This is a genomic window from Mesorhizobium sp. f-mel (assembly GCF_053850215.1).
This window is the reverse complement of record NZ_JBSPTO010000005.1, coordinates 46,208-59,087: the sequence shown is the minus strand read 5'-3', so window position 1 is coordinate 59,087 and position 12,880 is coordinate 46,208. Positions and strand designations below refer to the sequence as shown.

Here is a 12,880-nt window from a genome sequence, read left to right as displayed (position 1 = left end):
GAGCAGTTTTTAGAAAATGGCAGACGGCAATCGATTTTTCCCGGCCCCGCGCCTCATCCTCGCCGCTTTGGTGGCGGGCGTGCTTGCGGGCGCGGTCGCGGTATATGTCAGCGAGAGCGGTTCTGGCAACAACGCGCCCGCGCCAGTCGCCGTTGGCGACAGCAAGGACGATGTCGCCTGCGCCGCCAAGGCCGACCGCGCCAAGACGGTCGCGGCGGCTGCCACCGGCCAGGTGGCAGCACTTTTGCCGGCTGATCCGCCGCAATCGCTGAAGGGCCTTGCCTTCAACGACCCTGGCGGCAAGCCGATGACGCTCGCCGACCATGCCGGCAAGACGTTGCTGCTCAATCTGTGGGCGACATGGTGCGCACCCTGCCGCGCCGAAATGCCGGCGCTCGACGCGCTGCAAAAAGAAATGGGCAGCGACGCCTTCGAGGTCGTCGCGGTCAACGTCGATGTCGGCGACGACGCCAAGCCGAAGAAGTTCCTCGAGGAAACCGGCGTCAAGGCGCTCGGCTACTACCGCGATTCGACGATGGCGCTGTTCAACGATCTCAAGACGCGCGGCCTGGCGCTCGGCCTGCCGGTCACCATGCTGATCGACGGTGAAGGCTGCCTGATCGCTCACATGAACGGCCCGGCCGAATGGTCGGGACCGGACGCCAAGCGGCTGGTCGTGACAGCGCTCGGAAAGTCGGACTAGGCGCCAGCGATTGTTGCCGATCTTCGCCGCCTTGTTCGAGCCGTAAGCCGGCTTGGCAATCCCTTTCCATCAGCTCTCATTCGCAAGCGTGCACCACTTTACGTGGAGATCGAGTTCATCGATCCGCAACAAAACCGTTGTCCAATTGTCACGAGCGGCACATATTGCCTTTGCGAGAGTGCCCTTTCGCCAATGACAAAACGGGAGATGAAACATGAAGTTCTTCGGCTTCGCGGCCGGTGTCGCCGCCACCTTGACGCTGCTTTCCACCACTTCTGCTTTCGCCGTCACGCAGATCAGCTGGTGGCACGCCATGACCGGCGCCAACGCCGAAGTCGTCGACAAGATCTCCAAGGATTTCAACGCCAGCCAGAGCGACTATGAGCTGGTTCCGGTGTTCAAGGGCACCTATCCCGAGACGCTGAATGCCGGCATCGCTGCCTTCCGCGCCGGACAGGCGCCCGATATTCTCCAGGTGTTCGATGTCGGCACCGGCGTGATGATGGCGGCCGAGGGTGCGATCAAGCCGGTGGCCGAGGTGATGACCGGTGCCGGGATGACCTTCGACAAGAGCCAGTATCTGCCCGGCATCGTCGGCTATTATTCGAAGCCGGACGGCACCATGCTGTCCTTCCCCTACAACTCCTCCTCGCCGATCCTCTATTACAACAAGGACATCTTCCAGAAGGCGGGTCTCGATGGGAACAACCCGCCCAAGACCTGGAATGAAGTGTGGGAAGCTGCCAAGAAGATCAAGGCGAGCGGCGCCGCCTCATGCGGCTACACCTCGACCTGGCTGACCTGGATACATCTCGAGAACTTTGCGGCGTGGAATGACGTGCCCTGGGCCACCCAGCAAAACGGCCTGGCCGGCGGTGATGTCGAGCTCAAGATCAATGCGCCGATTTTCGTCAACCACTTCCAGGCGCTCACAGACCTCGCCAAGGACGGCACCTTCAAATATGGGGGGCGCACCTCCGAAGCCAAGCAGATCTTCCTGGCCGGCGAATGCGGCATCTTCACCGAATCGTCGGGCGGCCTCGGCGACATCGTCAAGTCCGGCATGAACTATGGCATCGGCCAGCTTCCCTACGACACCGACGCCAAGGGCGCACCGCAGAACACCACGCCGGGCGGCGCCAGCCTGTGGGTCTTCGGCAACAAGTCGGACGAGCAATACAAGGGCGTCGCGACCTTCTTCGCCTATCTGTCCAAGACCGATGTGCAGGAATATCTGCACCAGAAGTCGGGATACCTGCCGGTGACGCTCGCCGCCTACGAGGCGACCAAGAAATCAGGCTTCTATGACAAAAACCCCGGCCGCGAGACACCCATCCTGCAGATGACGGGCAAGGCGCCGACCGATAACTCGAAGGGCGTGCGCCTGCCGAATCTGCCGCAGGTGCGCGATATCCAGAACGAGGAGTTCGAGAAGATGCTGGCCGGCCAGCAAACCGCTCAGCAGGCGCTCGACAATGCGGTCACGCGCGGCAACGCCGCGATCGAGGAAGCGCTCGAGAACTGACGAGATTATCTCGGTCAATCGATTGGAATATCGCCCACGCGAGCTCGCGTGGGCGATTGCTGGATAGCGAGGGAAATCAGCCTGTCTCCACGCATCGTCTTTCCCAACAAGATCCTGCCCTACCTGCTGGTGGCGCCACAACTCGCCATAACACTGGTTTTCTTCTACTGGCCGGCCGGTCAGGCGCTTTACCAGTCGATGCTCAGGCAAGACCCGTTCGGGCTGAGGACCAGGTTCGTCTGGTTCGCCAATTTCCGTAAGGTGCTGGCCGATCCGGCCTACCTCAACTCGATCCACGTCACCGTAGTGTTTTCGCTTGCGACCGCGATCGTTGCGATGGGCGTGGCGCTTTTGCTTGCGGTCATGGCCGAGAAGGCCGTGCGCGGCAAAGGCCTGTACCGCACATTGTTGATATGGCCCTATGCCGTGGCGCCGGCGATTGCCGGCATGCTGTGGCTGTTTCTGTTCAATCCTTCGATCGGCTCGTTGGCGTATTTGCTGAGAAGCCTCGGCATCGCATGGGACCCGCTCCTCAACGGCACCCACGCCATGATCCTGCTGGTGTCGGCGGCTGCCTGGAAGCAGATCAGCTACAATTTCCTGTTCTTCGTCGCCGGCCTGCAGGCGGTGCCGAAAACGCTGATCGAGGCGGCGGCGATGGATGGCGCCGGCGAGACCAAGCGCTTCTGGACTATCGTCTTCCCGCTGCTTGCGCCGACGACCTTTTTCCTGCTGGTCGTCAACACTGTCTATGCGCTGTTCGACACGTTCGGCATCGTTCATGCCGTCACCGGCGGCGGGCCGGGCAAGACGACCGAGACGCTGGTCTACAAGGTCTACAATGACGGCTTCGTCAATCTGATCCTGGGTGACTCGGCGGCGCAGTCGGTCATCCTGATGGCCATCGTCATTGCGCTCACCGCCATCCAGTTCCGCTACGTGGAACGCAAAGTCCATTACGGTTGAGGGCAGCGATGATCGGCCAGTCCCCGCTCCGCACCTTCATCGCCCATGCCGTGCTCATCCTTGGCATATTGATCGTGGCTTTTCCGATCTACTACACTTTCGTTGCCTCGACCCACACGCTGCAAACCATCCTCAGGCCGCCGCTGCCGCTCTTGCCCGGCGGCCAGCTCTGGAACAATTACAGCGAGGCGCTGTTCGGCGGTATTGGCCGCATCGGCGGTGTCAGCGTCGGCCAACTGCTCCTCAACACCACGGTCATGGCGCTCGGCGTTGCGGTGGGAAAGATCTTCATCTCTATCCTGTCGGCCTATGCGATCGTGTTCTTCCGCTTTCCCTTGCGCATGACCTTCTTCTGGCTGATCTTCATCACCTTGATGCTTCCCGTTGAGGTGCGCATCCTGCCGACCTACAAGGTTATGGTCGACCTCGGCATGATCGACACCTACGCCGGCCTGATCATCCCGCTGATTGCCTCCGCCACCGCGACGTTGCTGTTCCGCCAGTTCTTCATGACCATACCGGGCGAATTGGTCGAGGCGGCGCGTGTCGATGGTGCCGGGCCATGGCGCTTCTTCTTCGATATCCTCTTGCCACTGTCGCGCACCAACATCGCGGCGCTTTTCGTGATCCTCTTCATCTACGGCTGGACGCAGTACCTTTGGCCGCTGCTCGTCACCAACAGCAACGACATGAACACCATCGTCATCGCGCTGAGAAAGATGGTTTCCTTCGCCGATGCCGATACCGAATGGCACCTGGTCATGGTCACGGCGATGCTGGCCATCGTGCCGCCGATCCTGGTGGTCGTGCTGATGCAACGCTGGTTCGTGCGCGGCCTGGTCGAATCCGAAAAGTGAGAAGCCGATGGCGACCGTCGATCTGAAGGACGTGAAGAAGGTCTATCCCGGCGGCGTCGAAGCCGTGAAGGGGGTCTCCATCGCCATTCCCGACAGGGAGCTTTGTGTTCTGGTCGGCCCCTCCGGCTGCGGCAAGTCCACGCTGCTGAGGATGATCGCCGGGTTGGAGACCATTTCTGCCGGTACGGTCGCCATCGACGGCAAGGTGGTCAACGCCATTGGCCCGACCGAGCGCGACATCGCCATGGTGTTCCAGAACTACGCGCTTTACCCGCATATGAAGGTCTACGACAACATGGCCTATGGCCTGCGCAATCGCGGCACGCCGAAGGACGAGATCGACAGCAGGGTGCGCTCGACAGCCAAGGTGCTGGAGCTTTCGGCGCTGCTCGACCGGCGCCCGCGCGAGCTTTCCGGCGGCCAGCGCCAGCGTGTCGCCATGGGCCGCGCCATCGTGCGCAACCCGAAAGTCTTCCTGTTCGACGAGCCGCTCAGCAATCTCGATGCCAAACTGCGCGGCCAGATGCGGGTCGAGATCAAGAATTTGCAGCGCACGCTCGGCGTCACCTCGGTCTATGTCACCCACGACCAGCTGGAGGCGATGACGCTGGCCGACATCCTTGTTGTCATGAACGCCGGACTGGTCGAGCAAACGGGCGCGCCGCTCGACGTCTACGAGAAGCCAGCCTCGATCTTCGTCGCTTCCTTCATCGGCGCGCCGCCGATGAATCTTCTGGCGCTAACCGGAAGTTCCTCAGGCCCGGTATTGGCTGACGGGACGGCGATCGGCTTTGCGGCTCGCGAAACACCAGCCGTGACACTGGGTTTTCGTCCGGAAGATGCCGACGTGACCTTCAATGCGGAGGCGCTGGCCGGTGCGCTCGTCCTGCCGGCGACAGTCAAGACAGTCGAACCGGTCGGTGCCGAAAGCTTTCTTCACTGCGCCGCAGGCGGTAGCCGTATCGTCGTGCGCGTCTCAGGGCGCGCCGCCGCAAAGCCTGGTGACCAGTTGCGTGTCGTGGCCAAAGCCGAAAAGCTGCATTGGTTCGATCAGGCCGGAAAACGGGTCGATTGAAGCCAGCCTGTCGTCCTGGCCAGCGAACCGCGCGAGGCGCAAGGCCGTTCAGGCAAACACATGCGCCTTGCCCGACACCGTCAGCCGGACGATCTCGCCAACCCCCGGCGTGTCCATGCCCGGCTTGCGCAGGATCAATGGTGTGTTGCCGATCGCGGCTGCGTCCGGCGGATCGGGACTGTTCAAGAGCCGCACCGCGATGGTGCACATCGAACCGGCGAATTCGGACTCCGTCACTTCGCCGAACAGCATGTCCGGCGTGCCCGACATGCCTTCGAGCGATGTCCGTTTCAACAGCACCTGTTCCGGCCGCAGCATGATGCGGACGATATCGCGCCGCTCGGTGCTGTCGACGGCGATGCGGCCGAGCGGCGAGTTGGCGAAGCCGTCCGCGATCTTGGCCGGCAGGATGATGGCATCGCCGAGGAATTCGGCGACCATCCTGTCCTTCGGTTTGAGATAGAGTTCGTGCGGCGTGCCGATTTGCGAGAATTTTCCATCGCGCATCACCGCGACCTGGCTGGCAAAGGACAGCGCCTCCGCCTGGTCGTGCGTGACCAGGATCGTGGTGATACCGGCGGTCTCCAGAAGTTCGGCCACCGCCTTGCGCATCGAGGCGCGCAGCCCGGTGTCAAGCGCCGAGAACGGCTCGTCGAGCAGCATCAGCCGCGGCTTCATGGCCATGGCGCGGGCCAGCGCCACACGCTGCTGCTGGCCGCCGGAGAGCTCGTGCGGCCGCCGTTTCAGGATCGCCTTGTCGAGCCCGACGATATAGGCGAGCTCGACGATGCGCTCGGTGCGCTTGTCCTCGTGATGTCGCATGCCGAAGCCGATATTGGCGGCGATGCTCAGATGCGGGAACAGGGCGCCGTCCTGCGCCACCACGCCGATGCCGCGCCGATAGGCGGGCACGGCGGCGCCGCCATTGGCCAGCACCTCGCCGTCAAGCACGATGCGGCCCTGGTCCGGCGCCTCAAAGCCGGCGATCAGCCGCAGCAAGGTCGTCTTGCCGCAGCCGGACGGCCCGACGATCGCGGTGCGGCTGCCGCTAGCCACGCTGAGATCGACGCCGGCCAGTGCGGCCACCGGGCCGTAGTGCTTGTGCACATCGGTGAGTTCGAGGAAGCTCATCGTCCGGCCATCCGCTTCGACTGGATATAAAGCAGCCAGGTCAGCGGCAGCGAGATCGCCACCATGATGAGGGCGTAAGGTGCGGCGGAGGCATAGTCGATCTCGCCGCTGTGGGCCCAGAACGCCATCGCCAGCGTGCGGGTGCCGTTGGGCGCCAGCATCTGCGTTGCGGTCAATTCGTTCATGATGCCGAGCGCCACCAGCGCCATGCCTGCCGCGGCACCCGGCGCCGACAGGCGGATCGTCGTCGACCACAGCGCCTTGAGCGGTGACCGGCCGAGACTGGCGGCGGCGAGTTCGAGCTCGACCGGCGCCTGCGCGATCGACGCCCGCAGGCTGATCAGGGCGCGCGGCAGGAACATCAGCGCATAGGTAACGAGGATCGTGAACAGGGTCTGGTAAAGCGGCAGAGCGATGCGCACGGTAATGGTGACCAGCGCCAGCGCTACGACGACGCCGGGCAACGATCCGACGATGTAGTTGCAAGCCTCCAGAAGACGCTGCAGCGGTCCCGGCGCGCGGATTGAGATCCACGCCATCGGCATGGCGGCGATGGTGGCGAGCAGGGCGCCGGCGAGCGCCAGGAACAGGGTCTGGCCGAGCGCAAGGCCGATCTCATCGAGGCGCCAGACATCGGCACCGCCGGCTACGAGCCAGCGGCCGATGGTGACGAACGGCACGCCCAGCGCCAGCAGAGTGGTGATAACCGGCAGCAGCAGGCACGGGAGCGTGGCGCGGCCGAGCCTTGTGCGTTGCTGCTGGCGCGCGGCGCCCGAGCCGACGCGGGCATAACGCTCCTCGCCGCGCACGAGCACTTCGATCCCGAGCAGCACGAAACAGCATGTCACCAGCACCGCAGCCAGCATGTTGGCAGCGGGGCCATTGAAGGTCGACTGGAACTGGTCGACAATCGCCGTGGTGAAGGTGTCGAAGCGGATGAACACGTAAAGGCCGTATTCGGCCAGGAGATGCAGGCCGACCAGTAGAGAGCCACCGCAGATGGCGAGCCTGAGCTGCGGCAGCACCACCCGCCGGAACACGCGCCCCGGCCCGAGGCCGACAGCTGCCGCGGCATCTTCGAGAGCAGGATCGAGCCGGCGCAAAGCTGCCGCCACCGGCAAATAGAGGAACGGGAAATAGGCGACGACGGAAACCAGAACGCCCGCCCACAGGCCATGCAGTCCCGGCACCAGGCTGATCCAGGCATAGCTGTGGACGAAGGCGGGGATGGCGAGTGGCGCCACCGACAGCCAGGCCCACAGGCGGGCACCGGGAAGATCGCTGCGTTCGGTCAGCCAGGCCAGCGCCACCGAGAGCACGATGCAGATCGGTACCGCGAGCATCACCAAAAGCAGGGTGTTGACCAGCAGCTCGCCGACGCGCGGCCGGAAGACCAGTGCCGATACGGTCTCCCAGCCGGTCTGCACGGCAATCCAGATGATGAAGGCCAGCGGCAGCAGGGAGAAAAGTGAGATCAGGATGGCGGCAAGCGAAATCCAGGATATCGGCCGCCGGCGCGTCCATTGCCCAGCAACCATGCCGGTCGGCAGGCCAGAGCGTGCAAGGTCGGCCGCAGACTGCATGAGCTCAGGCGCCGTGCCGCTGCCGCCCGATGGCGGAAACGGTCGAACGGCCGCAAACGCGGCCAGAAACGCAGCTTGTCGTCATGGACGAATGCCACCTCGAAAAACAGAGCGCTCCTGCGGAAGCGAATTCCCGCAGGAGCGCAGTCGGTTGCCCTTTTAGGACGAACGCCGACTAAAGCAAGCCGGCTGCCGTCATCAAATCCGTCACCTTCTTGGAGTTCAGCGTCGTCGCGTCGACCTTCGGCGCCTGCAGTTCGGCCAGCGGCACCAGCGCCGGATTGGAATCCGCGCCCTTGCCGACCGCGTATTCGAAGGAATTGCCGGTCTTCAGCACGTCCTGACCACCCTTGCCGGTCACCCATTTCAGGAAGGCCTGGGCTTCCTTCGGGTGCTTGCTGGAGGCCAGCACGCCACCACCGGAAACCGAGACGAACGCGCCCGGATCCTGGTTCTTGAAATAGTGAAGCCCGATGTTCTTGCTGTTCTCACCGGTCTTGGCCTGGTCGCCGTAGTAGTAATAGTGATAGATCACGCCGCCTTCGACCTCGCCGGCATTGACCGCCTTCATCACCGTGCTGTTGCCTTTGTAGGCGGTGAAGTTCTCTTTCATCGCCTTCAGCCAGCCGGCCGTTGCGGCCTCACCCTTGAGCTGCAAAACCGCGCTGACGATCGCCTGGAAATCGGCGCCGGACGGCGAAGCGGCCCAGCGTCCCTTCCAGCTCGGATCGGCGAGATCAAGCAGCGACTTGGGCAGCTGTTCGGCGGTCAGCTTGGTTTTGTTGTAAACAAAGACGGTGCTGCGCGCGGCGATGCCCACCCATTTTCCGCTGGACGGCTGGTACTCCTGCGGAACCTGGGCCAGCGTCTCGGCATCGACCGGCGCGAACAGGCCGGCGGATTCGACCAGCACCATGGCGGGGGAGTTTTCCGTCAGGAACACGTCGGCCGGCGACGCGGCGCCTTCGGCGACGATCTGGTTGGAGAAATCGCTGTCACCGCCGTGGCGAACGGTGACCTTGATGCCGGTTTCCTTGGTGAAACCTTCAACCCAAGCGTCGGTCAGGCTTTCATGCTGGGCATTGTAGACGATGATGCCGCCGTCCTGGGCCATTGCCGGGCCGACGATCAGGCTGATTGCAAGTGCCGCGGCACCGGCAAGGGCGGAAAGAGCATATTTCATGGACGTTATCCCTCTCGATCTCAATGGTCTTTGATTTAGCAAGACTGCACCTATCAATTCCTGATCGGTGTAGTCAACATTTATGAACGGCGCAATCGGGCGCTGGAGGTGAAACCTTCGTGATATTCCCGTATTTTGGCTTGGACATTATTCGCCGGGCACGTAACAAATCAGCGCCGAGGCGCGAATATCGGGGAGTGAACTCTTGTGACCGGCAACGACGAGGCCGAGCTTTCCCGGCTGATGCGGGCCGCGATCGCGGGAGATGAAAAGGCTTACGCCGACTTTCTGCGCCGGACGGCTGCTCTCGTTCGCGGCTTTATCAGGCGCAAGATCGTTCAGCGCGGGGTCGATCCCGAGGACGTCGTGCAGGAAACCTTGCTGGCCATTCATGTGAAACGGCATACCTGGCGGCAGGATCTGGCCGTGCTGCCCTGGGTCTACGCCATTGCGCGCTTCAAGCTGATCGATGCCTTTCGGCGGCGCGGGCGGCGCATCGAGATCGAAATCGACGAGATCGCCGAGACCTTCGCCGAGCCGGAGGCCGAGACGGTCAGCGAGCGCGACATCAATCGGGCCTTGGACGGCCTGCCACCGGCGCAGCGTTCCGTGGTCTCGTCGGTGTCGGTCGAAGGCCGTTCCATCGGCGAGACGGCAGCGAAGTTCGGCATCAGCGAAACGGCGGTGCGCGTGTCGCTGCATCGTGGGCTCGCAACCATTGCCAAACGGTTCGGGGCCAAACAATTCGGGCGGGCCAAACAGTTCAAGCGGGAATGACATGAGGACCGACGATCTCATAAAGGCGCTTGACGCCGATGCCCGCAGCAGGGCGATGCCGCTTGGCTCGGCCTGGTGGGTGGCCGCCGGTGCGGCTACGGGGATCGCGGCGGTGGTTTTCTGGTTGGCGATCGGCCCACGCACCGACATCGCGACCGCCATGCATACGATGCGTTTCCTCGCCAAGTTCGTCTTCACGACTGCTCTGGCCGTCAGCGCCTTCGCATTGATCCGCGCCCTGTCGACACCCGGCGCATCGACGAGCAGGGCGGCGGCATGGATGATTGCCGCACCGCTGTTGGTGGCCATTGCGGTGGTGTTGGAACTCCTTTCCGTGCCTGCGGCCGACTGGGGCACGCGGCTGGTCGGCAGCAATCTGGTGATCTGCCTGACGTTCATTCCGCTGATCGGCATCGGTCCGCTCGCCATCTTCCTAGCGGTGCTGCGCTATGGCGCCCCGACGCGGCCGGTGCTTGCCGGAACCGTGGCAGGCCTGCTCGCCGGTGGGCTGGCGGCAACTTTCTATGCCGCACACTGCTTCGACGACTCGCCGCTTTTCGTCGCCACCTGGTACACGATCGCCATTGCCATCCTTGCGGCGCTCGGCGCGCTCGGCGCGTGGATTTTCGTGCGCTGGTAGCGACGGCCCGCGATCGGAACAATAGGCGCACGGTAGGTGATCGGCCCGAAATCGAATTCGCTCTGACCGGCGGGCGATCTCGGGGATCATGCACATGCTGCGCTCCAGAGGCGCTGGGAGGACTGCCCGGTCGTCGGCCCCTGGTCGCTTCGTTTCTTGAGCCCAGGCGGAAGAGCGGGAACGCCGTGATCCAGGAGGAAAATTTGTTAGCTGATTAAGGCTTGACCAACTCCAAGGGGGTATATTATTTGGATCCATGGATCCAAAGTCGATTTTTAGCGAGCTGCAGGACGAGATCGAGTCAGGTGAATTGGCACCAGGCTCCGTTCTCAAGCAGGAATCGATCGCCGAGCGTTTCGGGGTCAGCCGCCAGCCCGTCCGGCAGGCCTTAGACCAGTTACTCGGGAGTGGCTTGGTCGTGCGGCGTCGCGATCGAAGCTTGGCGGTAGCGATCCTCTCAGAACGGGAGGCGACTGAACTTTGCGAACTTCGGGCCATTTTGGAGGTCGCCGCCTTGGAGCAGTCGGTACCGGGGCTTCAGCCTTCCGCCTTGCGTAAGGCTGAGAGGCTCAACGACGAGCTATTCGCGGAGTATGATCCGTCGCGGATTCTGGAACTCGACCAACAGTTTCACCTCGCCCTGTACAGCGGTTGCACGAATACTCGATTACTTAAGACCGTCGGAGACCTTCGACGAGAATCCCGGCGGTCAACCCTTCACCAAGAGCGTGGCGCGCAGGAGCGAATTGATTTCTTCGAGGAACACGCGGCGATCGTTGCCGCTTGTGCGAGGCGGGATTTCGACGCTGCTGCGCAGCATCTTCGCCGCCATTTAACCCAGACGACTGCAAGACTTCTTTCCATTCCGACAAAGGATCAATCATGAAAATGACCGTCGAGGTGCACTGGGAGCGAGAAGGGGCAGTATTTACCGACAAGCGCTACAGCCGCGCACACGTTTGGCGCTTCGACGGAGGCCAAGTGGTGCCGGCCTCGGCTTCGCCGCACATCGTTCCGCTTCCTTATTCAGTGGAAGCCAATGTCGATCCGGAGGAGGCCTACATCGCGGCGATTTCCAGTTGCCATATGTTGACTTTTCTCTCGATCGCGGCGCCCCAGGGAATCGTCGTCGAGAGCTATACCGACAAGGCGATCGGCATGATGGAGAAGGTCGACGGACGATTGGTTGTCAGCCGCGTCGGCCTCAATCCGACCATTGTCTACGCCGGAGAGCCGCCAACCGCCGCAACGCAAGCGGAACTGCACCACTTGGCGCATGAACAGTGCTTCATTGCCAATTCAGTCAAGACGGAAATCCAGGTAGCCACCTGAGATATCCATTTTACCGTCGCGATTGATCGGTGGATATCCGTAGACTGTTGAACGAGCTCAAGGGCCGGACCGAAGACAGGGCGGCCGTCGAAACGTATTGCGTTGCCAATCCAGCCCTTCCATCCGAAAACTCCGGACACCAAGGAATTAGACCATCGCCTCTTAAACAACCACAATTGGGTTTCGAGCCTAACGCGTCGGAACGGGATGCTCGCCGCGATAGTCGTAGAAGCCGCGTCCGGTCTTGCGGCCGAGCCAGCCGGCCTCGACATATTTCACCAGCAGCGGGCAGGGGCGGTATTTCGAATCCGACAGGCCGTCATGCAGCACCTGCATGATCGACAGGCAGGTGTCGAGGCCGATGAAATCGGCGAGTTGCAGCGGTCCCATCGGATGGTTGGCGCCGAGCCTCATGGCGGTGTCGATCGCGTCGACCGAGCCGACCCCTTCATAGAGCGTGTAGATCGCCTCGTTGATCATCGGCAGCAGGATGCGGTTGACGATGAAGGCCGGAAAATCCTCCGAGACGGTGATCGTCTTGTCGAGATGGTTCACATAGGCCTTTGCCGCTTCGAAGGTCTGGTCCTCGGTGGCGATGCCACGCACCAGTTCGACCAGTTTCATCAGTGGAACCGGATTCATGAAATGGATGCCGATGAAACGCTCCGGCCTGTCGGTCTGCGCGGCGAGACGGGTGATCGAGATAGACGAGGTGTTCGTCGCCAGGATGGCTTCCGGATTGAGCTGCGGGCAGAGCTGGGCGTAGATCTTGCGCTTGACCGTCTCGTCCTCGGTCGCCGCTTCGATCACCAGATCGGCACCCGCAAGATCGGCCATGGTGGGCGCCGCCGAAATGCGCGCCATCGCCTCGTTGCGCAGCTTTTCCTCGAGTTTGCCGGAGCCGACCTGGCGGGCCATGTTGCCGCTGATCGTGGCGATGCCCTTTTCGATGCGGTCGGGTGAGATGTCGTAGACCAGCACCTTGTAGCCCGCAAGCGCGGACACATGGGCGATGCCGCCGCCCATCTGGCCCGCGCCGATGATGCCGATCGTCTCGATCTTGTTCATTACACCGATCCCGTCAAAAGGCTTTGCGGCCTGCTTTTTG

Annotated in this window: 13 protein-coding genes; 9 read left to right on the top strand and 4 right to left on the bottom strand. The window is 62.6% G+C overall.

Annotated features, from left to right (window positions below; all coding sequences use genetic code 11):
- The first annotated feature begins 16 nt into the window (after nt 1–16).
- From tlpA to ACWUKX_RS09410, 5 genes are all read left to right on the top strand, one after another.
- Entirely contained in the window at nt 17–703 is a 687-nt protein-coding gene (gene tlpA, locus ACWUKX_RS09430) for a thiol:disulfide interchange protein TlpA (RefSeq protein ID WP_127210609.1), read from the top strand.
- Between the two features lie 214 nt (nt 704–917).
- Nucleotides 918–2,228 carry a sn-glycerol-3-phosphate ABC transporter substrate-binding protein UgpB gene (ugpB, locus tag ACWUKX_RS09425; protein ID WP_456006037.1) on the top strand — a complete coding sequence of 437 codons (1,311 nt, stop codon included), beginning with the start codon at nt 918–920 and terminating at the stop codon, nt 2,226–2,228.
- Between the two features lie 81 nt (nt 2,229–2,309).
- Nucleotides 2,310–3,194, top strand: coding sequence for a sn-glycerol-3-phosphate ABC transporter permease UgpA (gene ugpA / locus ACWUKX_RS09420; RefSeq protein WP_029348593.1), 885 nt, complete (start codon nt 2,310–2,312; stop codon nt 3,192–3,194).
- Nucleotides 3,195–3,202: 8 nt separating this feature from the next.
- On the top strand, nt 3,203–4,051 hold the full coding sequence (gene ugpE, locus ACWUKX_RS09415; RefSeq protein ID WP_095493408.1) for a sn-glycerol-3-phosphate ABC transporter permease UgpE: 849 nt from the start codon (nt 3,203–3,205) through the stop codon (nt 4,049–4,051).
- Nucleotides 4,052–4,058: 7 nt separating this feature from the next.
- Nucleotides 4,059–5,126 carry a sn-glycerol-3-phosphate import ATP-binding protein UgpC gene (locus tag ACWUKX_RS09410; protein ID WP_456006034.1) on the top strand — a complete coding sequence of 356 codons (1,068 nt, stop codon included), beginning with the start codon at nt 4,059–4,061 and terminating at the stop codon, nt 5,124–5,126.
- Nucleotides 5,127–5,174: 48 nt separating this feature from the next.
- On the opposite strand, the gene ACWUKX_RS09405 is transcribed toward ACWUKX_RS09410, so the two are convergent.
- From ACWUKX_RS09405 to ACWUKX_RS09395, 3 genes are all read right to left on the bottom strand, one after another.
- Nucleotides 5,175–6,257 carry an ABC transporter ATP-binding protein gene (locus ACWUKX_RS09405; RefSeq protein ID WP_456006032.1) on the bottom strand — a complete coding sequence of 361 codons (1,083 nt, stop codon included), beginning with the start codon at nt 6,255–6,257 and terminating at the stop codon, nt 5,175–5,177.
- On the bottom strand, nt 6,254–7,840 hold the full coding sequence (locus tag ACWUKX_RS09400; RefSeq protein ID WP_456006030.1) for an ABC transporter permease: 1,587 nt from the start codon (nt 7,838–7,840) through the stop codon (nt 6,254–6,256). The genes ACWUKX_RS09405 and ACWUKX_RS09400 overlap by 4 nt, the downstream gene beginning before the upstream one ends.
- A 175-nt stretch (nt 7,841–8,015) precedes the next feature.
- Nucleotides 8,016–9,023 carry an iron ABC transporter substrate-binding protein gene (locus tag ACWUKX_RS09395; RefSeq protein ID WP_456006028.1) on the bottom strand — a complete coding sequence of 336 codons (1,008 nt, stop codon included), beginning with the start codon at nt 9,021–9,023 and terminating at the stop codon, nt 8,016–8,018.
- A 207-nt stretch (nt 9,024–9,230) separates the two neighbouring features.
- Here ACWUKX_RS09395 and ACWUKX_RS09390 point away from each other — a divergent pair, with 207 nt between their 5' ends.
- The 4 genes from ACWUKX_RS09390 to ACWUKX_RS09375 all read left to right on the top strand — a co-directional run bounded on the left by ACWUKX_RS09390 (nt 9,231) and on the right by ACWUKX_RS09375 (nt 11,772).
- Nucleotides 9,231–9,800, top strand: a complete 570-nt coding sequence (locus tag ACWUKX_RS09390) for a sigma-70 family RNA polymerase sigma factor (RefSeq protein WP_456006025.1) — start codon at nt 9,231–9,233, stop codon at nt 9,798–9,800.
- 1 nt (nt 9,801) lies between these two features.
- Nucleotides 9,802–10,440 (top strand): NrsF family protein, encoded by a 639-nt coding sequence (locus tag ACWUKX_RS09385; RefSeq protein WP_456006023.1) that lies wholly within the window; start codon nt 9,802–9,804, stop codon nt 10,438–10,440.
- 256 nt (nt 10,441–10,696) lie between these two features.
- A complete protein-coding gene (locus ACWUKX_RS09380) occupies nt 10,697–11,326 on the top strand; it encodes a GntR family transcriptional regulator (protein ID WP_455850073.1) in 630 nt (209 codons plus the stop codon).
- Nucleotides 11,323–11,772, top strand: a complete 450-nt coding sequence (locus ACWUKX_RS09375; RefSeq protein ID WP_456006020.1) for an OsmC family protein — start codon at nt 11,323–11,325, stop codon at nt 11,770–11,772. The genes ACWUKX_RS09380 and ACWUKX_RS09375 overlap by 4 nt, the downstream gene beginning before the upstream one ends.
- Nucleotides 11,773–11,961: 189 nt before the next feature.
- Here the strand turns inward: ACWUKX_RS09375 and ACWUKX_RS09370 are convergent, their stop codons facing one another.
- On the bottom strand, nt 11,962–12,840 hold the full coding sequence (locus ACWUKX_RS09370; protein WP_029348585.1) for a 3-hydroxybutyryl-CoA dehydrogenase: 879 nt from the start codon (nt 12,838–12,840) through the stop codon (nt 11,962–11,964).
- Between the last annotated feature and the right edge of the window lie 40 nt (nt 12,841–12,880).

Coding starts and splice junctions, on each gene's coding strand:
- tlpA (WP_127210609.1), top strand. CDS start 17: ATGGCAGACGGCAATCGATTTTTCCCGGCCCCGCGCCTCATCCTCGCC.
- ugpB (WP_456006037.1), top strand. CDS start 918: ATGAAGTTCTTCGGCTTCGCGGCCGGTGTCGCCGCCACCTTGACGCTG.
- ugpE (WP_095493408.1), top strand. CDS start 3,203: ATGATCGGCCAGTCCCCGCTCCGCACCTTCATCGCCCATGCCGTGCTC.
- ACWUKX_RS09410 (WP_456006034.1), top strand. CDS start 4,059: ATGGCGACCGTCGATCTGAAGGACGTGAAGAAGGTCTATCCCGGCGGC.
- ACWUKX_RS09405 (WP_456006032.1), bottom strand. CDS start 6,257: ATGAGCTTCCTCGAACTCACCGATGTGCACAAGCACTACGGCCCGGTG.
- ACWUKX_RS09400 (WP_456006030.1), bottom strand. CDS start 7,840: ATGCAGTCTGCGGCCGACCTTGCACGCTCTGGCCTGCCGACCGGCATG.
- ACWUKX_RS09395 (WP_456006028.1), bottom strand. CDS start 9,023: ATGAAATATGCTCTTTCCGCCCTTGCCGGTGCCGCGGCACTTGCAATC.
- ACWUKX_RS09385 (WP_456006023.1), top strand. CDS start 9,802: ATGAGGACCGACGATCTCATAAAGGCGCTTGACGCCGATGCCCGCAGC.
- ACWUKX_RS09380 (WP_455850073.1), top strand. CDS start 10,697: ATGGATCCAAAGTCGATTTTTAGCGAGCTGCAGGACGAGATCGAGTCA.
- ACWUKX_RS09375 (WP_456006020.1), top strand. CDS start 11,323: ATGAAAATGACCGTCGAGGTGCACTGGGAGCGAGAAGGGGCAGTATTT.
- ACWUKX_RS09370 (WP_029348585.1), bottom strand. CDS start 12,840: ATGAACAAGATCGAGACGATCGGCATCATCGGCGCGGGCCAGATGGGC.